The following is a 25,659-nucleotide window of genomic DNA, read 5'->3' on the forward strand; positions in this document are numbered from 1 at the left end:
TCCATCATCATGATAATATTGTGACAGAAAGGCAGGAACAACATGAAAAACAATCATCAAAATTTAAAGAAAGGTTTGCTGCCTAGGCACGTTCAGCTTATTGCTTTGGCAGGCATGATTGGAACGGGCATTTTTAAGGGAAGCTCAGATACGCTAAATATAGCGGGGCCAAGCGTCGTTTTCGCTTACTTATTAGGCGGCCTACTACTATTTATTGTGATGTCGGCATTAGCGGAGATGGCCATTGTCTATCCCAACTTAAACGTCCAGCACCTTGTATATAAAGCGTTTGGATTCCATATCTCCTTTATCGTAGGATGGCTTTATTGGATCAATTGGACGATTGTCACCATTGTCGAAATTTTAGCGGCAGGAAGCTTCCTAAAATATTGGTTTCCATCCGTACCGTTATGGCTTTTAAGTTTCTTTTGCACCGTCTTGATCATCGGAATGAACTTGTTTCATGTAAAATACTATGGGGAGATTGAGTTTTGGTTCGCAGGGATTAAAATTGCCGCGTTAACCGCTTTTATTATTTTAGGATTTGCCATTTTATCAGGAATCATTCCAAGCGCTATTGATGATCCTTTGTCCAACTACACGGAACACGGCGGGTTCTTTCCGCATGGAATCGGAGGAATGTTGAGCGCCCTTTTAGTCGTCATGTTTTCATATGGCGGTGCAGAATTAATTGGCGTCGCTGTGACGGAAACGAAAGACGCCGAGAAGGTGCTGCCAAAAATCATTAAAGGAACCGTATGGAGAGTCCTTCTTTTTTATATTCTTCCTATTCTTATTATATGCGGATTAATGCCATGGAATAACGTTTCAGGGGAAGACAGCCCGTTTGTTCAGGTATTGAGCATTACAGGGCTGCCCGGAGCAGCGCATATTATGAATTTTGTTCTTTTAACCGCCGTTTTATCCGCGGCAAACACGGGGATATACGCAACTTCCAGAATGTTATATTCCATGGCGCAAAACGGGGAAGCGCCAAACAGGTTATTAAAGGTTTCCAAACACGGAATACCGATAAACGGCATTACCATCGTCACCATATGCATATTGATCGGGGTATTTTTCGCTTATATCGCTCCCGATCGGGTCATCAGCTATTTCATGACGATCCCCGGTTTTACCGTTCTTTTAGTATGGATAAGCATTTGCTCGGCTCAACTAAAGCTTCGTTCCCAATATACGAAACAACCGTTTTTCCAAGTAAAATGGTTCCCGTACGCAACGATATTGGCCATCGTATCTTTGTCGACCATCTTCATCTCTTTTATATTCAACAAAAATAATATAATTGGTTCTGCCGTTTGCCTCGCCATCGTATTTCTGCTTGCCGCGTTTTCCTTCGTGACCGGCAACAAAAGAGAAAAAAACGATGAGGTCTAAAAGTTTTCAGGCAAAATCTATATTGTTTCATTTATCTATTTCTTGGGCATCATACTAGCTTCCTTATAAAGCAAAAAAGAGGCGGTTCAATGGAACCGCCTTTTGCATTGTTGTTTAGATTATATGATCAAAACGGTTTGCACTTGATTTTGTTTTACTGTTACTGCAAAGCGTCTGTGCGAATCATACGCAATAGCGTCGATCGGCTTTTCATTTAAATTGGTGCGGTAAATATGGGAGAGCGGACAATTCCACTGAAATTGCGCTATTTTCTCCCCTTGTGTAGGATTATAGAAACGAACGATAATGCCGCTGTTATCTTCACTTCGCTTTACTGTACTTACAACAATGTCCGAATCCGTTTGCGCAAATAAGCTGTAATGGTATGGGACATGGAAATCAACCGGATTTAATTTCATCGCATCATACGGCATCTTATTATACGCATACAATGGCGTTAAAAATTGCTTAGCGATTTTTGCCACGTTCGCCTGTTCGGTCGTTCCTTTATGCGTTGTCAATGCGATATGCACACGATTTGTTCCGATCATTTGCGAATCAGGAGTTTCCAGCTTAATCCCCGAAGGGCGCCCCGGTCTTCTGATTAGCTCTTCTTTTCCGAGATATCCTACGCTTCGGAATAGCGTCACCGCAATCGTGTCATGACGTTCCCCGACAATTTCATATTCCCTCGTGCTGTTGGTTAATACGGCTACGCCGCCATCCTCGTTGGATAGCCCCACATAGGTTAACATTGGATAAATGGCATCCGGCCGCTCATCCCATTGTTCTTTTTCCCATACTTCTATAGCTGGATCGACGGCCGGTCTTTTGATCGTGCCAAATTGGTTATCCGCGATGGAATGGGTCGATGGAATTCCGGTTGGAACATACACTCTTACTCTATGATCTTTCGCCGCGTTCTTTACTTCTATTTGAATATCAATAAGCGGCTGGTTCATCGGAATTGTCAAACGGATCGCCACATCGATAAAGCTGTCGCAGCGTTTTGCCTTGCGGCTCTCGATGTCCGCCGGCACCGGCAGGCGGTATTCGATATCAGCGTAGGCGAAATATTGATTTTGCCGTAACGAGTACTTCGCTTTTACATCTTTGCTATGCACGACGAAATCGTCTAATAAAGGAGAATAATCGTATTCATCGCCGTCGTCCGCCATATCTTCTATCAATAACACGTCTCTGAAGGTTCGATGCAATTGTTTATCATAAATATTCAGCGTGCCGTTTTCGTTTACCGTGATCGTATAAAAATTCGTATCAATTTGCGGCACCGGTTCAGGCTGTTTCTCTATCATGTGCTCTGTTTCTTGAACGAAATACGCTTTATAGCCCATTGCCGGAATTCGGTCCTGAAATTGAATGGTATAGCGGACAAACGGATCATAGTTTCCGTAATGAACGATTTGCCGATCAATTAAGCCCGGATCCACTATTTTTTTATCTACTACTTCAAAATAAATTTCTTTTCCCGTTTCGTCGACTAGCGCAAAGTTTTTCCATTTTGTCGTAACTTCTGCTTGAATCGGCTCATTTCTTTCATAAGGAAGCGTATTGTATACCACCAGCTTGTCAATCGACCGATCGGACGGCATCGCATCGGCGATTTTTCTCATATAGAAGGAAATCAAACGATCTGTCTTCTCCTCCGCGATGAAAAATCTCGACATAATTTCGCGGTGGACTTTATCGGAACAGCAGCACCCGATGCTATCGTGCGCATGGTTTTTCATCATTTCTTTCCAAATGAGTTCAATCAATTGATGATGATAAGGAAACCCTAGCGTCGATGCAATCGCAGCTAACGGTTCTAAAATATTGGTTATCTTATTTTCTATTCTCGCGTTTGCTGCTTTAATATCCATGCGTGTCGAGTAAATGCTGCGGTGCACGCGCATATATTTGCCGTCTAAAAATTCTCCTTTAATTGTTGCGAGATCTTCCTGTTTTTCTAACTCCGCAAAAACATGCTCATAGCGGCTTAAGAAAAATTTTCTTTCCGGATACAACTTGCGCAGCTGCTCTATGACTTCGAAAATATTTTTTTGAATCGGCATTTGGTCATGCCCGTTCGGAATAATAATATGGTCGGTTGTCGCTCTCTTATCTAATACGGAAAAATACTTGTCCATCCGTTCTTTTAATTTTGCTTCGTCCGTCGGGAGATACTTTCCGATCGCATAGCCTAATGGAAATACTTGCACAAGCACTTTGGAGCCGTCGTCGCTCATCCAATAAAACTCTGTCCGGTCTGTGCCGTGTCGTTCAGAAATTCCCCGCCAGAAGATGGCCCGATGAATGCCAAAGCCGTTGAGTATTTGCGGGAGCTGGGCAGACTGCCCGAACGAATCCGGAAGATAGCCGATTTTCATCGGCTCACCGAATTCCTGGCAATCTTTCAGTCCGTATAACAAGTTGCGGACAATCGATTCTCCGCCGACGACCATTTCATCCGTCTGCGTATACCAAGGACCGATGATTAGCTTTCCTTGCCGGACTAATCTGCGGATTCGTTCCTTATATTCCGGTTTTACAGCAAGATAATCTTCTAAAACCACCGTCTGCCCGTCCAAGACGTAATACGGGTAATCTGGATTCGTTTCAAGCATCTCTAATATTTCTTCCATGTTATTGACAAGCAAAATGCGTGACTCCTCTGTGGAAAAGTACCATTCGCGGTCCCAATGCATGTGAGGGACAATGTGAACATATTGTCTCAAAATATCCACCTCTCTAGCTTAACCCTTGTTGTTTCTTCAATTTATGAATGCGAGTAACCACTAAAAGTATCATGGAAATCAATGCGCCGATAAGCGCTGCGCCTAGCCAAATCATTCCGGCTTTCCATAAAGGCGCGCCTTGCAGCACAAACAAGGAGAAAATTCCTGCTCCCGGAACGTTTAGGCCGATATGGGACGCGGTTACGATCGCTCCTGTAACAGCAGAACCGATGCAAAGGGACGGGATCACCCGGATAGGATCATTAATCATAAACGGAATGGCTCCTTCAGTAATCCCGGCCAAGCCGAGAATCCAAGTCGATTTGCCAACTTCGCGCTCATATTCTGCAAAATAGCGTTTAAATAACAATGTCGCTGCTGTTACAGAGAAAGCGGAAACCATTTTGACCGAGGCAAAAGCGGCGTACGGAATAAAATTGCCGCTGGCCATCGCACCGATGCAAAACGTATAAGCAGCTTTATTGACAGGCCCCCCTAAATCGAAGGAAACCATGATTCCCAAAATCGCGCCAAGAATAACGGCATTGCTTCCTGAAAGGTTGTCCAACCAATGAAGCAATAAATTGTTTAACCCCGCAACCGGTTTGCCAAGCACAAACAACATCAATATTCCGACAACAAGAGAGCCTACAACTGGATATACCCAAAAGCTGATAAATCCAGAAAATGTTCCTTTCGGCGGCAACTGTTTCTTCAATAGTTTCATAAAATAACCCGCCAAAAATCCGCCGAGCATTCCTCCTAAAAATCCACTGTTAATCATACTTGCGGCAATCCCTGCGGCAAAACCTGGTCCTAATGCCGGTTTATCGGCGATAGCGTAAGCCATGTATGCAGATAAGACAGGGATCATCAGCGTTCCGAGCATATTTCCGCCTAATTTCCGAAGCATCCATAACCATGAATTTTCTGTATCATACAACTGTTGCAAATGGAACGCTTGTGCTACCAAAACGGTAAAAGCTAAAATCATCCCTCCCGCCACAATGATCGGAATAATATGGGAAATACCTGTCAAAATAGAATTTTTGACCTCGGTTTTCCATGATACCGTTTCCGATGGACGTTCGCTTTTTTGCGGCTTGTATTCTGTTTTCTCTTTCGTTTTTGCTGCTTCTAGCGCCTTTTGAATCACTTCTTTGGCATCTTTTAACGGTGCCGCCACCGTTGTGCGGTAGATTGGAAGATGGGAGAACCTCTCCTCATTTTTTACTGCTACATCCGCGGCGAAAATGGCTGCATCTGCTTTTTGCAGCTGTTCATCGGTGTGGCGGTCTTCAATGCCATTTGCCCCCTGCTTTTCCACATAAACAGTAACGCCAAGTTCTTGCCCTGCTTTTTGCAATGCCTCTGCTGCCATATACGTGTGGGCAATTCCTGCCGGACACGCCGTCACCGCAACGATGGTTTGGGCAGATGGAGCCATTTTGTGCTCATTTTTCTCCTCTACATCATCTAATGCATCATATAGTTCTTCGGCGCTTGTGCAATTTTGTAATCGTTTTCGATATTCGGCACGAGAAAGCCTTTTTGCCAGCTCCGCAAGCAGCTCAATGTGAGTCGATCCCGCTTCCTCTTCTGGAATCGCTAACAAAAAGACAAGACTGACTTTATTGTGTTCAGCGATGCTCTCCCAGTTTTCAATTGGCTTCTTCAACTTGGCAACAGCAAAGGAAGCGGATTTTACTGCACGCGACTTTCCGTGTGGAATCGCCAGCCCTGCTTCCAGTCCGGTTGGAGATAAGGCCTCGCGTTTTAATACATCTCGGTAAAACTCTTCGGCAGAATGTAGTTTTCCTTCCTGCGCCAACTTCTCCGTCAAATACCAAATTACTTCTTCCTTCGTTGATAGCGCTACGCCAACATCAATTAAATGAACATTCGTCAAATTCTTCAGTTCCATTCCTTTCACACCCTTTCCTAATCCCCCTTTATCGGCTTTTATTATAAAATAAAAAAAATAAGAAGACGGAAATCTTCTTATTTTTTCACAACATTACTTGCGGAAACCATATTGTTTGTGTATTTATACACATCATCCATACATTTGCCAATAACGTTCACTTACTTTTCTTAACACAATCAATAATGAAGTTCGATCCGTAATATCATACTTATTCAAAAATTGTTTAGGGGCCCAACAATAAAGACGCAGATCTGCCAAGTTGGCAAGCGAATTTTCGCTTAAATGCGTCATGCTGATGATAAAAACTCCTCTTTGTTTCGCAATTGTTACCGCTTCCAGAACTTGTTTTGTTTCTCCGGATAAACTAATAACAAAAAGAAGATCTTTCTGGTCGCAGCGGTCCGCACTATAAATCATGTCATGCCGCTGTGTAAAAAACTCCGCCTGTTTGCCGACGCATCGTAAATTTTTTGCCATCATTTCACAAAAATATGCCGAATCTCCTATTCCGTAGAATAAAACCCGCTTCGATTCATGCATTTTCCGCACTGCCATATCCATCGTATCGATATCCATCATCTCGTATGTTTTCAATATATGTAACGGCACTTCCGTCATCTGCACCATTTCCGCCTGATTTTCTAATACTAATGCCGCTTTTAATTCTGAAAACCCTTTATATCCTAGTTTTTTTGCAAGGCGGACAATCGTATTGGGGACCGTATACAAATGTTCTGCTAATTTTTGAATGGACATGCTAGTAACTTCGTGACGGTGCTGCAAAATATACTCGACAATTTGATCTTCTGTATCATTTAGCTTATCGGCATAAAATCGCGCTCTTTCTTCAAACTTCATTGTCCTTATCCCCCATTGCCATAATCTCTTCATTAATGTATTTAACAATAACATAGGCAATATAGCAAAGGTCCCCATCACACAGCAATAAGGATTACTTTCAATCAACCGCAAAGCAGCCATATCCTCAATATTCCATTAGCAAATGCCGGCTCTTTCCCCCTATTTTCACGTCGGAAGCGATCCAAATTTCTTTTCATAGTGACTTAACGTTAACAACGGAAATACATGACGGTAACTGTGGTAGCGAATATAAAATCCGCCAGCCATCCCCTGCCCTGTCGGATACGAAGCCGTCCAATCTTCTTTTTTGATAGATTGAAGCAGGAATTGAATCCCGACTTGAATTTCCGGAATCGGCTGATCAAAGGCGGCAATCAAGGCATCTAGCGCCCATGCGGTATGAATGGCAGTGCTGGCCCGCAATGGTACGTACGTTTTCGCGCTGTCGCTTTTACACGACTCTCCCCACCCGCCATCGCGGTTTTGAATGCTTAATAGCCATTTCGCCGCCTTTTGGATGGCATGATGCGTCGGGGGGACACCGGCAGCAATCATTCCGGTCACCGCCGCCCATGTACCGTATATATAACAAATCCCCCATCGGCCATACCACGACCCGTTTTTTTCTTGATGGTCAATCAACCACTTGATCCCGCGCGCAATAGCCGGATGATCTTTCGTCAAATTCGCAAATGCACCAAAAAATTCTAGCGTCCTTCCCGTTAAGTCCGCTGTCGATGGATCTGTCAATAAAAATTCCGCTCCTTGAATGGGAAGATAATGAAATAGCCGTTTATTGACGTTTTTCTCAAATGCTCCGTATCCCCCATCATCATTTTGCATGGAAAGCAGCCAACGAAGCCCTCTGTCCCATGCGTGGCGAAACAAAGTGTTTTTGGACGCCTGTCTGTAAATCGCCCGCAACGAAGCAGTTGTATCATCCACATCAGGATTGATCGTATTGATGTCGGAAAAACCCCATCCCCCTGGCAAACTGTAAGGATTGTGCACAGCCCAATCTCCATATCGGTTATGCTGGCGGGAAAGAAGGTAGCGGTTCGCCTTTTCGATGGCGGCATCGGACGGTGGCACGCCCGCCTCCTGCAGAGCGTAACTGGCTAAAGCAGTATTCCAAACCGTTGCCGTTGTATATTGCATATGCGTATGTCCATTGATGGAACAACGAAACGTTTTGAGCCCATCGACCGCTTTGACAATGATTGGATGGTCCTTCGGATATCCCAGCGACAATAACGCAAAAATCATCAGAAACGTCGAGCTAAAATAACTATAAAACGTTCCATCTGCTTCCAAATGCTGCAGCATATATTGGACGGCGCGCTGTTTCGCAACGGTGTGAATCTGCTTTGGCAGCCCGATGAGCGATTGTTTGAGGTACGAAAGAAACGAACGATCCGCCCGCAGCCCCCATTTTTCGCCGCTATCGGCCCGCGATCGAAACAAATCGGAAAGGTCAGGGCTTTTTCGTGTTTTTCGATAATATTTGTTATCGGTCAAGATGAGCAACGGTGTGAGATTGGCCCGTCCTTGCACGGAAATATCAAAAAAATGAAGCGGGAATGAAGGCGGAAGCAGCAAAAATTCAGCGGGAATCGGAAAAAACTTCGGCCAGCGATATTGTCCCGTCATGGCCAACATAAACTTCGCGAACATATGTACATTTTCGATGCCTCCCATTTCTAAAATTCGCTGTTTCGCCGCTTGCATACGTGGATCGGTCTTCTTTCGATACCCAGAATATAAAAGCGCATAATACGCCTCCACCGTCGTGGTGACGTTCCCTTCCCCTTCATCATAAAAAAGCTTCCACGCCCCATTGTCCTCCTGCCTGCTTTCAATCCGTTCCGCCAGCTTCCGAATCAGATCTTCATCATTTCTTTCCAACGTGCGTAATAAGATGATCATATAAGCATCAGTAGAAATACCCGTTTCAAATGGGTAGCGCCACGATCCATCGGGAGCTTGTTCCCGTTTCACTGTCGCCACAAGTCTGCTCATTTCGCTTGGCATGCTGTATGTCACACTCGCCATCCCTTCCTAATAGTATATAATCTTCTCCCTCTAATACTTATTCCCGCACCGGCAAAACGATTCACAGAAGGAGTGGCACGCATGTTTTGGACAAAAAAGAAAACTCCTTCCCTCTCCCCATTTCTTCTTGAGATCAAAAATGAGCTAAAGAAAAAAAGGAAAGGGATGAGCAATATTGTAAAAGAGGCCAATCTAACAATGGAAGAAAAACGGCTTGTGCAGCAAATAGCAGCCCGGACGAAAGAGAAAAACGAAAACAACGTCACAAGAACAGCGGCATACCTGGATTTTTACAAGCGCCACCCGGAAATTCACTGGGCTTTTTTAGGACATATGGTATCAAGAAACGGCGGCTGGAATATGACAGATTTAAAAGGAGAACTGCTGCTGTATTTGTTGACTGAGAAAGAACGGCAATCTTTTTTCACCTTTTTGGAACGAGGAAACTGGCTTATTTTTCAAGATATCTATCCGCAATTTTTGCTGTATGAGGAAAGTAAAAAACGGCGAAAACCGCTGTTTTATCTTCTCCCAATGTTTCATGTATCGACCTTCATGGAAACGATTTGGAACCATTTTTGGTGCTATGGCGATCCTTTTATTCTCGCCATCGCCTTGGTCATTAACGAGCAAAATTATTTGGAAAAACGGGTTATTCAAAATCCCGTTTTTCAAAAAACCGTTCTCCATACAATCGAATTCAAACTGCAAGATTTCCTTAGCTTAAATCATATTTTGTTTCCGTACGAAGATCAACAAGGAAACACTGTTCTCATCGGTCAAACGCTCCATCAGTTCCATTCGCTGCATGACCGAATTTTACTAGGAAAGCGGCTGTACTCGCTGCTGTTTCAAAACAACGACACATTGGAAAGGGTGGTTCACTGGGCCTTGCTTCATCCCCATACTGGGACACGGAAAGATTATTGGCCTCATCTGTTCAATGATGTTTGTGAATCGGCACCTAGGCAACCGTACCGCCGGCGGATTAAAGATTGTCAAATACAGCCGGGGGTGCCCCGGATTTACAGTCCGCGACTCCTATACGCATGGAAAAACGTTGTCCATGAAGAAGCGGAGCGCGGCGATTGGTTTGATGATTGGAATGTGGTGGAATACCTTACGAAATCAAACGAACAAATAAATGGGGAGATTACCAATGCCTATTGTGAAACGCTCGAAAAAATGGAACTGGCGATCATCGCCAAAAACACTTTCTTTCATTCGCGTTAAACGCGCGCCGGCCTATATTTCTACGCTTTTCTTTGCCTCATGGATTGGAACATATTTAGACCTTTATTTTGTCGGAAATGGATTATATCATTTTCCACACAGGCCGTTCCCAGCTATTTTTTCGATTGACCTTTCCTTCACCTTAATCGGCCTGCCGCTCTTTGTCGCTTTTTTTCTTTGCATAATGGCAAAGCTGCGCGCGTGGCAACGGGGATGTTTTCTCATCACAGCGAGCCTGCTAATGACATGGATCGAAAAACAAGCAGAGACAATAGGATGGTTTGTCCACAGCTCCGAATGGAAGCATATGTATTCGTTTGTTGGGTATTCGCTGTTTATGGCGGTGGTCTGGAAGTTTTATCGCTGGATGAGTCCGCTCTAGAGAAGATGGATATCAAAAAGGATTGCCGCACTTCGCAGGCAATCCTTTGTTAAGAAAAAACGAGGACATTTTACGATACTGTTAACTTGCCCCTACTAAAACAGGAATTCTTTCTTTGTATTTTGCAATTAATCTGTTGTTATGTTCATCCGCCCCTTCCATATTGCCGCTTAAAAAGATCGGTGGTTCCAAACCGTTTTCCGCCATGAAGACAATAGCTTCAGCAAAGATAGCATTTAAAATCGCGCTTCCTACAACAGTAGAGGTAGGAGAAAATGGAACGGAAACATTTTCGTGGGATAAAATTGCGTCACCTTTCACGGAATAATTATTAATAACAAGATCAGCTACTTCGTATAACAACTTGCCACTTTTATGTCGTGAGGGCTGGCTTTTTGCATATTCCAAGGATGTAATGGCGATCGTATAAGCCCCCCTCTCTTTAGCCGTCAGCGCAACGTCAATCGGAACTGGGTTGCGCCCCGATGTGGACAAAACAAAAAATACGTCTTCAGGACGGATATCCTCATGATCGATAAAATTTTGTGCGAAATCATTCATTCTCTCCAACATGGACGAACGGACCGCACCTTCATGGAGCATAAGAGGTTCAAAAAATATTGGTTTAATTGGTACAAGCCCTCCAGCACGGTAAAACACTTCTTCCGTTAAAATGTGGGAGTGACCGCATCCGAACAGTTGAATAATTCCACCTTTCTGAATGGCTTCACTTACTACATAAGCAGCTTTTTTTAGATTGTCCTTTTCATGTTTTAAAACGAGTCCCAGACGTTCGTTGACCTTTTGAAAATAATGTTCGATCACGAGCTGATCACCCCTTTTAGTTGTAGAAAAATTTCTTTGACTTTGCTTGGATCTGACTCTCCCTTGCCTTGCAATACGTCACCAAATACGTGCGGCATAAATAATTCCAGATTTATTTTTCTGATCTCTTTGTATAAAACGGGCAGATGGTGAACTTTAATGCCGCCCGCTGGCTCAATGGCTCTTATTCCTCTTTTGGCTGCTTCTTTGGCAATGAAAAGAAGCTCTTCTAGGTGATCGAGTCCTTTCATTGGCATGACTTTTATGGATTCCACTCCACAAGCAGCAGCCAATTCCAATAATGGCTCTACTCTTATCTTTTTTCCTGTTGTCATTTTGGCAAAACCGACCTCCCCAGATGGAGAGATAAGAGCAGTAACAATAGGAAAACATTGATTTGCTGCTAAAAATCCTTTGGCAAAAAGGGCTCTTTCCAATGGCTGATTGATATGTTCAGGGTTGCTCCTGACGGCTATATCAACCACTCGTTTCCACTCATCAAACTTTCCGCCACCACCAAGGCCGATACTGACAACCGGCGATGATTGCTTAATACTTTTCACCGCCCCAACGGCTTCTTCAATTGTGGCAAAATCCGCCGCTGCAATCCCTGGCACACAAAAGCCATCCGATGCTTCCAAAAGATCAGCGGCATTTTTTCCGTCCTTCGCTAAAACATTGAGCAGCAGCTGATCTTGAAATCGCTTTATATTAAATAGCTTCATTTTGTTCGCTCCTTAACATATATGCCATTTTGTCCAAAGCTGTTTCTACAATTATTCTTCCTTTTTCTTTTGTTGCTTTCGTCGCATCCCCTAACACCGCCGTTTGAGTAAATTCCTTCCATGGCGTTGGACTCACGTCCGCTTCCTCATCTATACTCGGAATATCACAAATGGCTTTGCTCATGTCTACATATTCTTCAGCTAAATAAAGCATAATCGATGTTTCAATTTCACAAGCATGGAAATAGACGGAATGAATCGCCTCCGTTTCCCGTATTTCATTAGCGACTTTGTTCATGCCGGGATAGAAAAAATAAAAGGTTTTAAAATCGGGAAATTGATCATATAATATTCTTGCTGCTTCTTTTAACGCTGTTTGATTGCCAAGATGACCGTTGACCATTGCCCAAATCCGAAATCCTTGTTTATATAAACTTGTTCCAATTTCCACCAACAAACGAATTAACGTCTCATTGGAAACAGATATACTACCGGGAAAATCGCGTAAACTCCATACTTGTCCATATGGAATGGCAGGGAGAACAAATCCTCCAACCTTTTCTGCCAACCGCCAGGCAAGACGTTCTGCCAAAATGGTGTCGGTACATAACGGGAGGTGCGGGCCATGGGCTTCCACTGCACCTATAGGCATGATGGCAATGCTTGATTTCGTAATTTTCTTACCTATCTCGAATGAATTTTCCAAAGCAAAGTTCATCGATTTCACCTACTTTTTAAATGTAAAGCAGCGGGAAGGGTTTTCTACAAAAAATAGATAAATTAGTTTTTCTCCGTCAAAACCGGCACGATTGGCTTCATCGATAAATCTTGGAACCCATTTAGAAATGATATACTCTAAACCAAGCCCGTAATCATAATGTTTGTAATATGATTTTCTCGCCGTATCTCCACTCACTAGTATCTGTTCTTCGTATCCTTTGCGGACAAGTTCTAAAATACAATGGATTCTTGTACTTTCCGGAGCATACTTTATCTTTCCAATGCCGTCAAAACAAAGGTAAGCACCAGTTTTAGCTATTTGTTCATGGTAATAAGGATCGGGGTTCCGGTCCATATGACCGAAACTTACATTAGACAAATCAACCCCTTCGCTTCGCAAAATTTCGATTTGCTCAAGAGCCATCGTACCTGCTTCCGTATGGGAATGAATCGGTGCTTTTGTTGCGTGATGTGCTCTGGCGACGGCACGTATTGTTTTTTCTTCTAAAGGACTAATTCGGTTGTAACCTGTTCCGAATTTCACTTGCCCTCCTTTATAAGATGTTCCTTCAAGCCCTTCCTCTACTTCTTGGATGACAAATTCCGCCAGTTCATTTATAGTTGCGGTTTCTATCCACTCATAATAGGTAGCATAAGGACCTACTATTTTTTGTATTTTTTCTTCCAATTTAGCTCCCCATAAAAAGCTTTTATTAAAACCGGCTGTGCCAATAATATGGATTTTTGCTTTTTTTGCAATGTCTGCAACAGCTTCTACATCTCTTCCATAATCTACTGCAGTAGCATCCACAATCGCATTACCGCCATGTTTAACAAAGTCTAGAACGTCTTTCAATGATTTTTCCTTATCATCCAACAATAAATCGTCCTCTCCTTTTTCTTTCCAATACGGCGGGCGGCAAACAATGTGCTCATGGGAATAAGTAAATCCTAACTGTTCAGGATGAATATCTCCATGCAATGTACGAATAAAACTCATTTTTCAACACCTCCAGCACAAATCCTCTGCTGCGGCAGATAAAACTAGATTCCATCACTTTGAACGGTGTTTTTGCCCAGCCCGCCTTCCTTAACAAAATCTAGAAGAATAATTGGGCAAGCATTTTAATAACAGGCCCGAGAATAAACATATCCGAGTCAGCTGCCCACATAGCGGTGTCAGGGATTGTACTCGATATTAAAAATTTCACCATAATATACTGTCCCCATGCCACCACTGTTGCGGTCATAAATCCGCCTAACAAGGCTCCTCTTACACCACCTGTCGCATTGCCAAACACTCCCGCTGTCGCGGCATGGAAGAATAGAACAATCATCGTTGGTACAAATACATAACCAACAGTATTTCCGATAATAACAAGCCAAATTAATGCTCCTGCGAACGCACCTAAAAATCCTAATATTACCGCGTTTGGAGCATAAGGAAAAACAACCGGACAATCGAGAGCCGGCTTCGCTCCCGGCACAAGCTTGGTCGCAATGCCGTTAAAAGCTGGAACAATTTCGCCAATAAACATCCGAACTCCCATTAGCACAACAGCAATCCCTGCGGCAAACGTAAAGGATTGGACAATCGAATAGATAATAAAGTTTTGGCTTCCTGCTTTCTTAATTAATTCCTCTGCTCCTGGAGTTCCTTTTAGAGAAACAATGATAGCACCTACTAAAAATAACGTTCCCATCGTCAGCGCAGTAATGACATTAGAATCCCTTAAAAACTCTAATCCTTTTGGAAGTTTGATCTTTTCTGAATCATTTTCCTTGTTCCCAAGCACTTTACCGGACAGTGCCCCAATCAACGCAACCGATGCAGAAGTATGACCTAAAGCAATATTATCGTTTCCCATAATTTTCCTCATAAATGGTTGTGTAAGCGCTGGCTGTAACGTCCAATAGAGCCCCATAATAATAGACAGAAAGATAACAAGTTTCCAAAATGACACATCTCCGACGGCATGAATAACAATGCCGGCAAAAACGGTCGTTGTCCAAAACATCATATGTCCAGTCAGATAAATGTATTTAAATTTGGTCAATCTGGCGAGGAAAACGTTAATTAAAAAACCTATTGTCATGGCTAAAGTTACCGCACTACCGTATTTCGCGTTAAATCCTTCCTGCCCTATAAACTTACCTAACGATTCCGACTTTAAATTAAATACTTCTTTCCACATAGGTTCAAAAACAGTCAAAGAATCTACGATAACGCCAGCACCAGCGCCAATAATTAGGAACCCGATGACAGCCTTAAATGTGCCGCTGATAACTTGATTAGTTTTTTTCTTCTGCAATAGCAAACCAATAAATACAATGAAACCGAGCAATATAGCCGGCGTTCCAAACACATTGTCAGCAATCCACTTAATGATTTCCATTGGCCATCTCTCCTAATATGAAGATTTATTATTCTAAGTTCTCCTTTAAGGCATTTTTAATTTCCACTCGATCAAAATAGTTATTCACAATAATGATTTTCGCGTTTACACCTGCTAAAGAATCAGCCAATTCCCTGTTGGTCACGATAAAATCCACATCCATGCTTGATGCACTAGAAACATCCGTATGTTCTACATCTGCCATAATTCCTAGTTCGGACAAAACTTGTTCCACATTCATTCTTAAAATTAAACTCGTTCCCTGTCCGAGGCCACAAACGCATAATAACTTCATGCTTCCACTCCTCTAATCAAAATTTCAATTTCCTCATATGTCTTTGCATGGATCATCTTTTCGATCGTCTCTTTATTTCCTAACAATGCCATTAACTTTTTTAAAATTGCCAAGTGTTCATTATTATTAGAAGCTCCAAGAGCTAACACAAGCTTGACAGGATCGTTTAGTTTATTTCCGAATTCGATCGGTTCTGCCAACTGCACGAGCGATACTGACGCTTCTTTTACTCCATCTTCCGGCCTTGCATGCGGTAAAGCTACTTGCGGCGCTAAAACAAAATATGGTCCATTATTTCTATACGATTCCACCATCGCCTCTATATAAGAATGATCGACATGATTTTGATCAGCGAGTAATTGTCCCGCTTTCCTAATAGCCTCTTCAGGTGTATTAGCTTTTACATTCAATGCTACTAGGTTTGGTTCTAAAAACTTCATGACTAATCTCCTTTTTGCTCTTTGTTATCCTCGTCCATTTTCTTTTTCAAATACGACCATATTTCTTCAGGCGTATAACATCGAATTAACTCTTGGACAAATTCAGATGACTGAAAGCATTCCGACAATGTTGATAATGCATGAAGATGAATGTCTGGATCTACTGATGCCAAAACAAAGATTAATTGAACATCATGTTCTTTTTTTTCCGAAAAAGAAACCGGCTCTTTCAGCACCAATAAACTAATCCCTGGCTTCTTCACCCCTTCGTCCGGCTTTCCATGAGGAAGCGCTACTTTCGGCGCGATGATGATGTACGGTCCCAAATTTTTAATGTGATTGATCATCGCAACAACATATTGCTGCGTTATTCTACCGGTGCGTAAAAGCGGTTTAGAGGCGAGCTCTATTGCATGCTCCCAATTTTCCACTTTCGCCGCAATTTGAATATATTCTAGTGAAAGTAGATCAAGTAAACCCGGTTTGCTCGTCCAATTTTTTGGAATAAAAGGCTTATAAAAGTATTCCTTTAATGCGGTCATTAGTGCTTGTTCATCTTTTATATCAGCGTATTGTTTAACGATTCCTAAAATCGCTTCTGGGGAGTATTTTGTGTTCTGTGATGCGCTTTCGCCAAATAAAACATGAACTTTTTTTAACAGCGCTTCTTTTTCTTGATCCGTTAAAATCGGATTCACAACGAATACAGGATGCTTTTTCTTGGAAACTGGAACAGTCGAGACAGCAAAATCAATGTCATGAAAATCTCTTTGCTCGTAATCCCTTAAAGAAATGGTCTCCACAAAGTCAACGGCTGAAAATAATCCTTCCAACTGTTGTCGTAAAATGGTTGAAGTGCCGATGCCGCTTGCGCAAATAAGAATGGCGCGTTTCCGTTCTTTTGGCTGAATTCCTTCTTTACGCAGCCATCCTCCAAAATGTATAGCAATTAACGCGACCTCCTCATCGCTAACTTTCTTGCCGATAGCGGTTTCAAAATGATGAATCACCTTTTTTGTAATGAAGAAAAGGTCTTTATATTTTGTCTTAATTAGCTCAATCAGCGGATTTTCCACTTGTAAGCCATATTTAATTCTGTAATAGGCAGGCTTTAAATGTAAAAGCAAGTTTTCCTCAACTGCTTTCCTGTTTGGAAACGTAATACATGTGAGGGCTTGAAATTCTGTAACCATTTTTTGCACAATATTTGTTAGATTCTTATAATCATCATGACTTTGCAGAGAATTCCCAGAATATTGGACTTTGCTGCTTAATAAATGAGTAGCTAAATAGTAAACTTCATCATCCGGAATAGAAGTTTGAAAGATGGATTCCAACTTGCTTCTTGCTGTTTGTGCCGCTTCAAATTCTTTCGTTTGTCGGATCACTTCTTTTTCCACCGGATCAAAATCAATTTTTTTGCCTTGGACGATTCGCTTTCCAAATAGCCAAAAGCGCAGAGCTAAGTGGTACAAAACATCATCTGCAAATTGTATATTTAAATTCTTTTCACATTCATTTAAGACATCAAGTATACTTCTTAACTCGCTTAAGACTGTAGTTGACTCATCCTCATCATGAATCAACAGGCGTTTTAAATTACCTAAAACCGTTTGCCAATCTTGTTGGTGTGGGACAACAAGGGATAAGTAATATACGATCGCCCTTCGTTTATCTTCTTCCTTTCCCTTTATTACATAGCCAGTATAGCGGGTAAAACAAAGAGTTAATTGGAAACTGTTCAACTGTGCACATAATTTCTTTAAATCTTTAATAGTCGTATTTCTGCTCACTTTTGTTTTTTCTGATAAATCTTTCAGGAAAAGAGGTGGTTCCTCTACTAATAAATGGATTGCAAGCCATGCTAACCTTTCTTTCTCGGAATATGCGTAATTCCATACCTCTAAGTTTTTTAATTTTTCGGGAATAGCTTGCCTCGTCCGTTCTGTTACATAAAAACCGGAAGTCCGAACATATTTCACCTCATCAAGATGATTGCTCTTTAACCAATAGTTAATCTTTTCTATATCGTAATAAACCGTTCGTCTGGATATATTAAACTTTTTGATCAACTCCTTTACTGATAAATAACCATCGCGCCTTACCAACTCATGTAATATCGCAGTACTGCGTTCATCAAGCGACATTGTCAGACCCCCCTGCACAATTGTGCAAAATCGGATTGGTCTTAAAAATATTTAGCCATTGCTTAATTTCATTTTATTAGAAAGCGCTCCCGCTTATAAGGCCAAATTTCCCACACTATGTTTGTGCAAAACTGTACTAAAAATCATCCTAAATGATTGTCATCATCGTTTGATGGAAAACAGTTTTGTGCCTTTGGAGGATATTCGGAATTTGCGGGATTTGTCCCATTGCGTAACAAATGGCTCAGGCAATAGATCACGGAAAAAACGCATCCAGAAAGTGTGAGAGAAGTTTAAGTTTCGTCATTTCCGGTGTGTTCGGGGATTTCTGGGCGCAAGCCGCTCAAACGTTTGGTGGATAAGAATATATCGGAGGCACAAGCGATCGAGTCTTGTCTTCATGGAAGGATGCAACAAAATCAGAAAGAAAAGAAAACGCATCAAACAAACAAAATAAGGGTTGACGTAAAACATCACCCGAAGGCGACGTTTTGCGTCAACCCCTTCTTATATAAAATTTAGGGGTGAACGGCCGGAATCCACGCAATCAGTATAAAGATCTTTACTTTTTCTTATAAAAGAAGCGTTATTTTTTATGAATTCTTTATACAGCTAATCTTGCTCTGTAACCCTCTTCCATAGCTTCGAATGCCCTTCTTACTTTTAAAGCGTCTCCTACAGTAATGATTTTTTCCACCTTACCTTGCAGTTTCTCCGCAAGCGTATTTTCAGGAAGATAAAGAAATCTCCTATTGACAAAGCTTCGTTTTATTTTGTTGCAATTTCACTTGTCTTAAATCGCTTAATCATATCTTGAAGATTGTCAGCCAAGCGTTTTAGCTCTGAATTTTGCTGTTTTAAATAATCAATCGTATTGTTTTGTTGAGCAGCAGAAGCAGAAATTTCTTGAGTCGCAGCCACTCCTTGCTCTGAAATTGCCGCAATTTCTTGAATGGATGTTAAAATTTCATCGGATGCACGATGCAGATCTCCTGTACTTTTAGTAATCGTATCAATACCTTTTGCCAGTTGCTCTACTGATTCAAAAATAGAATTAAATAATCGGCCATTATCTTCAACAATCTCAACACCTTTTACAATATCTTCAAAATCTTGTTGGTTCAGATTTAGCACGATATTAGCCTGTTCATTGATTTCACGTATCGCTTCAGATATTGTTTTAATGGATTCATCCGTTTGGCCGGCAAGCTTTTGGACTTCTTGGGCAACAACCGAAAATCCTTTGCCGGCTTCTCCAGCACGAGCCGCTTCAATAGAAGCATTTAAAGAAAGAAGATGGATTTGAGACGCAATGTCTTGGATGATCTTAATGATTTCATTAATATCTTCCAACTTTTTGCCTAGATTAAATAAGTTTTCTTTGCTCACCATACCATTTTGTTTTATTTTGTTCATTTGTTCGGTAATCATTCGAACTTGAACATTTCCTTTTTCAGCTTGCTGGCTTGTTTGGTCAGTAAGGTTTTTTATCAACTTCGTTTGTTCATCCACGTTGGATATCGCTATTGACATTTCAGACATCATATTTGAAATTCGGTCGATATGATTGGCTCTTTCTTCGGATCCTTTTGCCTCTTCATCTGTACTCATTGCAATCTGCTTAGAAGCTTGAGCCAATTCTTCAAAGGATGCCAAAAGAGTTTGGCCAGTATGATGAATTGCTTCCGATTTCTCTCTTACATTATCGATGATGCGACTTAAATTTTTCCTCATTTCTTCAAAGCTATTTGCTAAAACCCCTATCTCATCTTCCCGCTGGATATTCACCGATTGGCTAAGATCTCCGGTAGAAAAGGTTTTCGCATATTGTACTAGATGATTAAGAGGTTTAGATATTCTATTTCCAACGAATAAAGCCAATAAGACTCCAATAACAACCATGACAGCTGTTACAATAAGCGAAACAGTCGATGTCCATTTTTCTAATTGATCAATGAATTTGGCGCTCATATCTATTCCAACGATGGCATCCGCACCATCTACAGGAATGAAAAATGATTTATGGACGCCCCATTTATCTCTATAAATAGAACTCAGCACAGGCTTTTTGTTTTCATATGATAATTTTTGCTCATTCGTAAACGGAGATTCAACCATAAATTTGTCGCTGCCATTTAAAGCCACAATGACATCCTTGCCATTTTTTCTAGACAATACATATACATACTCGATTCCTTTTTTTCGTTCAATAAACGAATCTAAATCCCGCTTAAGTGCCGGACCATACGTCTTTGGAAACTCGATTGTATTTTTAATGGAATTAGGATCAAGCATCTCTGCTAGTAATCGTCCATTTTCTGTTAGACGTTCATCAAACTGCGGAATAACATGTTCTTGAATAATGTAATCTGATACATATCGGACAAATCCAAAAAGAATCAGTGAAAATACAAGAAATGGAAATAAAAAGCTAATGACTAATTGGATTTTGATTGATTTTTTCCACGTGATATTTCTCATTTTCTACCTCTCCCTCGAATGTTCGATTTCCTTTAATGTGATAAATGGACGTAAATCCATTCGCAGTAATCGATAAAGTTCTTCCATTGTTTCGCTTCTAAAAAAGACAATGGCAAATGTTCTATCATTTGTTGCTTGTATTTCTCTGTACTCTAAAATTTGTTGAAATTGCTTTTTAAACGATTGATGGTTAATGGATTTTATAAGATTTTGTGAAATATCCATCGGGATTTCCGCGCAGAAGAAACTATAGATACTTTCATCCATGTTGTGAAGCACTTCTTCCCAGTCTGGGCTTGTGCCTTGAAAATAATGCTTATACACATTGCATCCATAAGCATAATATCCAAGATCTGTTGTTCCCGCCCCAGCAAATCTGAGCGGATTCATTTCAATAGGAATGATGGTATGATTACTTTTTCTCACTTCAAAGTGAATTGGGAAATTCTTCACTGGGACAATTTTCCTAAAATTATGCATAAAAGTTAATATGTCATCGTAAATTTCATTGATGACTTGTTTGGATGTATAGTAGATTCGATCCGACGTATCATATTCGTCTTTAAACAAACGTTTAAAAATATTTAAAATCACAGGATTGCCATCGTGATCGTAATAACTGTCAACGGCATATTCTTCTCCGAATATCCACTTTTCAATTAAAATGCTCTCTCCATTAATTACTTCTTTGTCATAAATGTTTTTTATAAGAAGTAGATCCGTATTTAATTTATGTAAAGTCTCTTCCCATTGATCTGCACTTTTTACTTTATACACTCCCACGCTGGAATATCCTTTGCTTGGCTTAATCACAACAGGGAAAGGGATATCCTTTACCGAAATTTTATTAAGTTCGTCCAGGCTGACTACCTTATAAAAGTAATCAGGGTACATACTAGAAAGAATTTGGCGGAACGCTCCTTTATCTTTTAATTGTTTTGCCCAACGATTTTGAACGCTATCAGGAACGTAAGATTCAAGCAATGCTAAGCAGCTTTCTGAATTCGTCAATAACTTTTGCTGCTCATTAATAAGAGGGAAAAACTCCTCAGCTTCCATTCCCTTTAATGCTTTTAACATTTCGGAACGGTTGCCTTGTTTGAAAACAGGTACATTAAGTTCTTGCAACGATTTGACCAGAATAGGGGAAATGATTTGATCATTGATGATAATCACCTTGATGCACCTTCCTAAAGTAGAGATTTTGTTTCTTTATATAAATCTGAAATGTTCCATCCATTACCTAAAAATAAGAAAAACTAGAAAGAAAGCTCCTTCCCCGCTCGCTCTGTGTACATACAGAAAATTCCATATAGCGCCTCATCCAATTGCTGAACCAGCTGTGGCGAACATAAATCCGATTTTGGAGGCCAACTGCTCATGACAGAAAAGCAGCGACATCATTTCCCTTGCTCACATTTTGTTTCGCTGGATGATTCCAACACTCTTTTTATCGTCAAAACATGAAAAGTTTTAACGTTTTAAATGTTTTTTTACTTTTTAAAAAATTTATCCTTTCTTAGAAAATAAAAAAATCAGGAACCGATTAAGGGATGATGTATAAAAATTTTGTGTCAAGTTTGGGCTAGGACAAAAAAACGGTAAGAAATTTCATCATCTTTCAAAATAAACTTACCCGTCTCATTATTCATTTTGCTTGATAAGAGTTCTACTTCTAAAATATTACCGTAATCTACTAGTGCATTTGGGATAGCCTTAAACTTTTCGCAAATGCTTCATCATATGCTATTCTAATGATGGAAAAAGAAAAAATAGAAAAGGTGTTTTTCATGAAATCATACATAGTCGTTGGAGGCGGAATTTTGGGAGCGTCTACCGCTTATCACTTGGCAAAAGAAGGAGCTGCTGTAACGTTAATTGACAGGGGTGATAAAGGCCAAGCAACAGATGCGGCAGCCGGGATTGTTTGCCCATGGGTTTCCCAGCGCCGGAATAAGCTTTGGTATCGTTTAGCGAAAGGCGGAGCGAAATTTTATCCTGCTTTAATCGAAGAACTGAAATCCTATGGCGAAACGGAAACGGGATATGCGCGTGTAGGAGCAATCTGTCTCCATACAGATGAAGAAAAGCTTCAAAAGATCGAGGAAAGAGCATTACAACGTCGTGAAGACGCACCAGAAATGGGCGAAATTACCCGACTGTCTCCTAAGGAAACAAAAGCACTATTTCCACCATTAGCAGAGAAGTATAGCTCCATTCACGTCAGTGGCGCCGCCCGCGTTAACGGAAGAGCACTTCGCGATTCCTTAATTCGGGCAGCGCAAAAGCTTGGGGCTACTTATATCAGAGGAAACGCAAAACTTATCCATCAAGGTGCCCAAGTAATCGGTGCCGAAGTTGAAGGAAGACAATATATAGGAGATGCCGTCATTGCAACGGCTGGTGCGTGGTCAAAAGAGCTGCTTCTGCCATTAGGCATTGAATTTTTAGTAACGCCGCAAAGAGCACAAATCGTTCACCTTGAAAGGCCAGAACAGGATACAGACAACTGGCCCGTTGTCATGCCGCCAAACAACCAATATCTTCTTGCCTTTACAGATGGCCGCATCGTTGTCGGAGCAACGCATGAAGATGGGGTCGGCTTCGATTACAGAATAACGGCTGGCGGATTGCACGAAGTATTAGACAAAGCTTTAGCCATGGCTCCAGGGCTGGCAAATTGCACTCATCTTGAAACAAGAGTTGGATTTCGTCCATACACTCCTGGGTTTCTTCCGGTCTTTGGAGCGCTTCCGGGTTTCGAAGGCATCTATGTGGCCAACGGACTAGGCGCATCTGGACTGACAGCTGGCCCTTACTTAGGTTCCGAACTGGCAAAGCTCGTGCTCGGAAAACCAACAGAATTAAACCCTTTTGACTATGATGTCGCTGGCGCCATTAAAAAAATAGAATAAAACACCCAGAGTCAATAAGGAGAACACCATCGTAATTCGCTTTCGACTTGACCAAATGGCTGCTTAGGCATAAGATCCATTTTCAAGGCGAACCATTGCCAAGGCACTGTTCGCCTCGATGGTGTGAAGCGATATGGCGAAAAAGTAAAACTTTCCATTGCGAATCGATCCCGCTCTTTACAAAATGATTAAACGACAGGCACAAGACGAGATTCGCGGCGTCCATGGCCATGCCCACAGCGAATTTTTGTTGCGTGCTGCCAAATGGGGAGAACAATTAAAAATGAGAAAGAGGGCTGATCTTTTCGCTCAGCCCTCCCGTTTTGAGGAAATGGGAAAAAGCAGACACACGGTCGTTCCTTTTCCTTCTTCACTATGAATGTTCATTTTGCCACCATGCGCTTCCACAATTTTAAAGCTCACCATTAACCCTAATCCTGTCCCTTTTTCTTTTGTACTGTAGAACGGTTCACCGAGCTTGGCCATTCGCTCTTTCGGAATGCCGCAGCCTTCGTCTGCGATGCAAATGAGAATCGAATCTAGTCGTTGTTTCGCTTCGATCCGTAATATTCCGCCATTTGGCATCGCTTCAATTGCGTTTTTGATGATGTTGATGAACACTTGTTTCAATTGATTTTCATCACAATAAAGCGGCGGAAGCTGTTCATCAACGAAACATTGAACCGTCACATGATGCAACAGCGCTTGTCCTTCCAGAAGCTTCATCACATGTTGCAACATTTCCGATACGTGACTGTATGCTTTTTTTATTGTTGCATTCGGCTTTCCAAGCAGCAAAAACCCGTCGACAATTTCATTTAATCGCTCTAATTCCGCTTCAATAATATCGAAATACGTCTGATTGCGTTCTCCCTCTTTTAAGAGCTGAATAAACCCTTTCAGCGATGTTAATGGATTGCGGATTTCATGGGCAACCCCCGCCGCCAATTCACCGACAACCGCTAATTTTTCCGATTTCCGCAACAGTTCTTCCGACTGTTGAATAGAATCAATCATGTAATTGAAACGCTTAGCGAGCAAACCAATTTCCGTTTGATCGGTTTCGTCTGCGCGAACATGTTTTTTCCCTTTTGCGACCGCTTCTGCCACCTCACACAACCGGCGAAGCGGATGAACAATTTGCTGGGCGTAGAGCGCTGTTAAAAGCGATAAAATGAAAAATGCTGCAATAGAAGCAAACCACAGCGCCTTTTCAAACAACGCATAAGGTTTATAAATTTCCGAAACAGGCACTTGCGCAACCACCCCCCATTGTAAAATCGGAATGTGCGCATAGGAAGCAAACATCGCCACTCCTTCCGTATTGACGACTTCTTCATAGCCTGATTGTCCCCGGAGCAATTTTTGTACAACGGCATTTTCAGCGATATTATCGCCAATTCGTTTTTTCGATGGATGAGAAATAATGTTCCCATTGCGATCGACGATGAATGTATAGCCGTGTTCCCCAATTTGAAAACTTTGAACAATGGATCGAAATAGATGATTTTGTACAATTCGCATCGATAAGTTGACGACTCTCTCCACTTCATTCCGTTCATTTAAAACAGGGACAGAAATGACGAGCAAATAACGTCCTGTATCAGCGGAGACGACATCGCTGAAGTAAGCTTTTTTCGTTCGCAACGCTTGTTGGAAGTATTCGCGCTTACTTAAGTTATAGTTTAATAGATGGCCCAAGTCATTAGGGTAAACCCCTTTCACATATCCGTTCGAATCTAATACAGTAGCGCTATCAATGTAAGGAGAAATTTTAATAATATGTTCAAGCCCTTCTGACCATTTCTTGGCATCGTTCATCCGGAAATGCGGATCATTTTGCACGTATTGCTCCAACTTATGTAAATCCTCCCCAATTTGCACAATTTGTTCTTTCATTCGCAAAACGGTTTTATCCGTTATGTACCGATACTGCTCTTTTGTAATTTCAGGCAAAGACATCCGAGCGATTATAAACATTAAAGCTAGCAAAGCAAAAATAACAACTAAATTAATAATATAAATTTTCCAAAAAATACGTGACTGTATCCAATTCATTTTTCTACGACTCCCTACGTCATTCGTTGCAGATTTTTATTATACCATTTATGCCATGAAAATGAT

Annotated in this window: 19 protein-coding genes; 4 read left to right on the top strand and 15 right to left on the bottom strand. The window is 41.5% G+C overall.

All coding sequences use genetic code 11. The features are described from left to right. Positions 1–42: 42 nt before the first annotated feature. Positions 43–1,398, top strand: a complete 1,356-nt coding sequence (locus MWM02_RS11735; protein ID WP_244402086.1) for an amino acid permease — start codon at positions 43–45, stop codon at positions 1,396–1,398. Positions 1,399–1,517: 119 nt separating this feature from the next. On the opposite strand, the gene mngB is transcribed toward MWM02_RS11735, so the two are convergent. From mngB to shc, 4 genes are all read right to left on the bottom strand, one after another. After that, positions 1,518–4,145, bottom strand: coding sequence for a mannosylglycerate hydrolase (gene mngB / locus MWM02_RS11740; RefSeq protein ID WP_244402087.1), 2,628 nt, complete (start codon positions 4,143–4,145; stop codon positions 1,518–1,520). A 4-nt stretch (positions 4,146–4,149) separates the two neighbouring features. After that, entirely contained in the window at positions 4,150–6,060 is a 1,911-nt protein-coding gene (mngA, locus tag MWM02_RS11745; RefSeq protein ID WP_244402088.1) for a PTS 2-O-a-mannosyl-D-glycerate transporter subunit IIABC, read from the bottom strand. A 132-nt stretch (positions 6,061–6,192) separates the two neighbouring features. Further along, positions 6,193–6,921 (bottom strand): MurR/RpiR family transcriptional regulator, encoded by a 729-nt coding sequence (locus MWM02_RS11750; protein ID WP_125010031.1) that lies wholly within the window; start codon positions 6,919–6,921, stop codon positions 6,193–6,195. Positions 6,922–7,089: 168 nt separating this feature from the next. Beyond that, positions 7,090–8,976, bottom strand: coding sequence for a squalene--hopene cyclase (gene shc, locus MWM02_RS11755; protein WP_244402089.1), 1,887 nt, complete (start codon positions 8,974–8,976; stop codon positions 7,090–7,092). A gap of 81 nt (positions 8,977–9,057) precedes the next feature. Here shc and MWM02_RS11760 point away from each other — a divergent pair, with 81 nt between their 5' ends. Continuing rightward, the gene (locus MWM02_RS11760; protein ID WP_244402090.1) at positions 9,058–10,209 is read left to right on the top strand and encodes a DUF2515 domain-containing protein; all 1,152 of its coding nucleotides are present in this window, start codon (positions 9,058–9,060) and stop codon (positions 10,207–10,209) included. After that, positions 10,136–10,591, top strand: coding sequence for a CBO0543 family protein (locus tag MWM02_RS11765; protein WP_081260214.1), 456 nt, complete (start codon positions 10,136–10,138; stop codon positions 10,589–10,591). The genes MWM02_RS11760 and MWM02_RS11765 overlap by 74 nt, the downstream gene beginning before the upstream one ends. 81 nt (positions 10,592–10,672) lie before the next feature. Here MWM02_RS11765 and MWM02_RS11770 read toward each other — a convergent pair whose 3' ends face one another. The 10 genes from MWM02_RS11770 to MWM02_RS11815 all read right to left on the bottom strand — a co-directional run bounded on the left by MWM02_RS11770 (position 10,673) and on the right by MWM02_RS11815 (position 21,796). Then, positions 10,673–11,416 (bottom strand): SIS domain-containing protein, encoded by a 744-nt coding sequence (locus MWM02_RS11770; protein WP_064550718.1) that lies wholly within the window; start codon positions 11,414–11,416, stop codon positions 10,673–10,675. Next, on the bottom strand, positions 11,413–12,141 hold the full coding sequence (locus MWM02_RS11775) for a KDGP aldolase (RefSeq protein WP_064550719.1): 729 nt from the start codon (positions 12,139–12,141) through the stop codon (positions 11,413–11,415). The genes MWM02_RS11770 and MWM02_RS11775 overlap by 4 nt, the downstream gene beginning before the upstream one ends. Further along, complete coding sequence (locus MWM02_RS11780; RefSeq protein ID WP_064550720.1) at positions 12,128–12,859, bottom strand: creatininase family protein; 732 nt, start codon at positions 12,857–12,859, stop codon at positions 12,128–12,130. The genes MWM02_RS11775 and MWM02_RS11780 overlap by 14 nt, the downstream gene beginning before the upstream one ends. A gap of 9 nt (positions 12,860–12,868) precedes the next feature. After that, on the bottom strand, positions 12,869–13,861 hold the full coding sequence (locus MWM02_RS11785) for a phosphotriesterase family protein (protein WP_064550721.1): 993 nt from the start codon (positions 13,859–13,861) through the stop codon (positions 12,869–12,871). 100 nt (positions 13,862–13,961) lie between these two features. Further along, complete coding sequence (locus tag MWM02_RS11790) at positions 13,962–15,257, bottom strand: PTS ascorbate transporter subunit IIC (protein WP_064550722.1); 1,296 nt, start codon at positions 15,255–15,257, stop codon at positions 13,962–13,964. Positions 15,258–15,285: 28 nt separating this feature from the next. Next, positions 15,286–15,552 (bottom strand): PTS sugar transporter subunit IIB, encoded by a 267-nt coding sequence (locus MWM02_RS11795; protein ID WP_064550723.1) that lies wholly within the window; start codon positions 15,550–15,552, stop codon positions 15,286–15,288. Beyond that, complete coding sequence (locus tag MWM02_RS11800) at positions 15,549–15,992, bottom strand: PTS sugar transporter subunit IIA (RefSeq protein ID WP_064550724.1); 444 nt, start codon at positions 15,990–15,992, stop codon at positions 15,549–15,551. The genes MWM02_RS11795 and MWM02_RS11800 overlap by 4 nt, the downstream gene beginning before the upstream one ends. 2 nt (positions 15,993–15,994) lie before the next feature. Next, positions 15,995–18,139, bottom strand: coding sequence for a BglG family transcription antiterminator (locus MWM02_RS11805; protein WP_244402091.1), 2,145 nt, complete (start codon positions 18,137–18,139; stop codon positions 15,995–15,997). Between the two features lie 768 nt (positions 18,140–18,907). After that, complete coding sequence (locus MWM02_RS11810) at positions 18,908–20,620, bottom strand: methyl-accepting chemotaxis protein (RefSeq protein ID WP_244402092.1); 1,713 nt, start codon at positions 20,618–20,620, stop codon at positions 18,908–18,910. Between the two features lie 3 nt (positions 20,621–20,623). Then, the gene (locus tag MWM02_RS11815) at positions 20,624–21,796 is read right to left on the bottom strand and encodes an ATP-grasp domain-containing protein (RefSeq protein ID WP_064550727.1); all 1,173 of its coding nucleotides are present in this window, start codon (positions 21,794–21,796) and stop codon (positions 20,624–20,626) included. Positions 21,797–22,410: 614 nt separating this feature from the next. On the opposite strand from MWM02_RS11815, the gene MWM02_RS11820 reads away from it, so the two are divergent. Then, entirely contained in the window at positions 22,411–23,535 is a 1,125-nt protein-coding gene (locus MWM02_RS11820) for an NAD(P)/FAD-dependent oxidoreductase (RefSeq protein ID WP_244402093.1), read from the top strand. A gap of 309 nt (positions 23,536–23,844) precedes the next feature. On the opposite strand, the gene MWM02_RS11830 is transcribed toward MWM02_RS11820, so the two are convergent. After that, entirely contained in the window at positions 23,845–25,593 is a 1,749-nt protein-coding gene (locus tag MWM02_RS11830) for a cache domain-containing protein (RefSeq protein WP_244402095.1), read from the bottom strand. Between the last annotated feature and the right edge of the window lie 66 nt (positions 25,594–25,659).

The sequence above is a fragment of the Parageobacillus sp. KH3-4 genome, assembly GCF_022846435.1.
Classification (GTDB): Bacteria; Bacillota; Bacilli; order Bacillales; family Anoxybacillaceae; genus Parageobacillus; species Parageobacillus thermoglucosidasius_A.

Excerpts from the sequence above, each read along its gene's own strand:
- MWM02_RS11735 (WP_244402086.1), top strand. The coding sequence starts at position 43 with ATGAAAAACAATCATCAAAATTTAAAGAAAGGTTTGCTGCCTAGGCAC.
- mngA (WP_244402088.1), bottom strand. The coding sequence starts at position 6,060 with ATGGAACTGAAGAATTTGACGAATGTTCATTTAATTGATGTTGGCGTA.
- MWM02_RS11750 (WP_125010031.1), bottom strand. The coding sequence starts at position 6,921 with ATGAAGTTTGAAGAAAGAGCGCGATTTTATGCCGATAAGCTAAATGAT.
- shc (WP_244402089.1), bottom strand. The coding sequence starts at position 8,976 with ATGGCGAGTGTGACATACAGCATGCCAAGCGAAATGAGCAGACTTGTG.
- MWM02_RS11760 (WP_244402090.1), top strand. The coding sequence starts at position 9,058 with ATGTTTTGGACAAAAAAGAAAACTCCTTCCCTCTCCCCATTTCTTCTT.
- MWM02_RS11765 (WP_081260214.1), top strand. The coding sequence starts at position 10,136 with ATGCCTATTGTGAAACGCTCGAAAAAATGGAACTGGCGATCATCGCCA.
- MWM02_RS11775 (WP_064550719.1), bottom strand. The coding sequence starts at position 12,141 with ATGAAGCTATTTAATATAAAGCGATTTCAAGATCAGCTGCTGCTCAAT.
- MWM02_RS11780 (WP_064550720.1), bottom strand. The coding sequence starts at position 12,859 with ATGAACTTTGCTTTGGAAAATTCATTCGAGATAGGTAAGAAAATTACG.
- MWM02_RS11785 (WP_064550721.1), bottom strand. The coding sequence starts at position 13,861 with ATGAGTTTTATTCGTACATTGCATGGAGATATTCATCCTGAACAGTTA.
- MWM02_RS11790 (WP_064550722.1), bottom strand. The coding sequence starts at position 15,257 with ATGGAAATCATTAAGTGGATTGCTGACAATGTGTTTGGAACGCCGGCT.
- MWM02_RS11795 (WP_064550723.1), bottom strand. The coding sequence starts at position 15,552 with ATGAAGTTATTATGCGTTTGTGGCCTCGGACAGGGAACGAGTTTAATT.
- MWM02_RS11800 (WP_064550724.1), bottom strand. The coding sequence starts at position 15,992 with ATGAAGTTTTTAGAACCAAACCTAGTAGCATTGAATGTAAAAGCTAAT.
- MWM02_RS11805 (WP_244402091.1), bottom strand. The coding sequence starts at position 18,139 with ATGTCGCTTGATGAACGCAGTACTGCGATATTACATGAGTTGGTAAGG.
- MWM02_RS11810 (WP_244402092.1), bottom strand. The coding sequence starts at position 20,620 with ATGAGAAATATCACGTGGAAAAAATCAATCAAAATCCAATTAGTCATT.
- MWM02_RS11820 (WP_244402093.1), top strand. The coding sequence starts at position 22,411 with ATGAAATCATACATAGTCGTTGGAGGCGGAATTTTGGGAGCGTCTACC.
- MWM02_RS11830 (WP_244402095.1), bottom strand. The coding sequence starts at position 25,593 with ATGAATTGGATACAGTCACGTATTTTTTGGAAAATTTATATTATTAAT.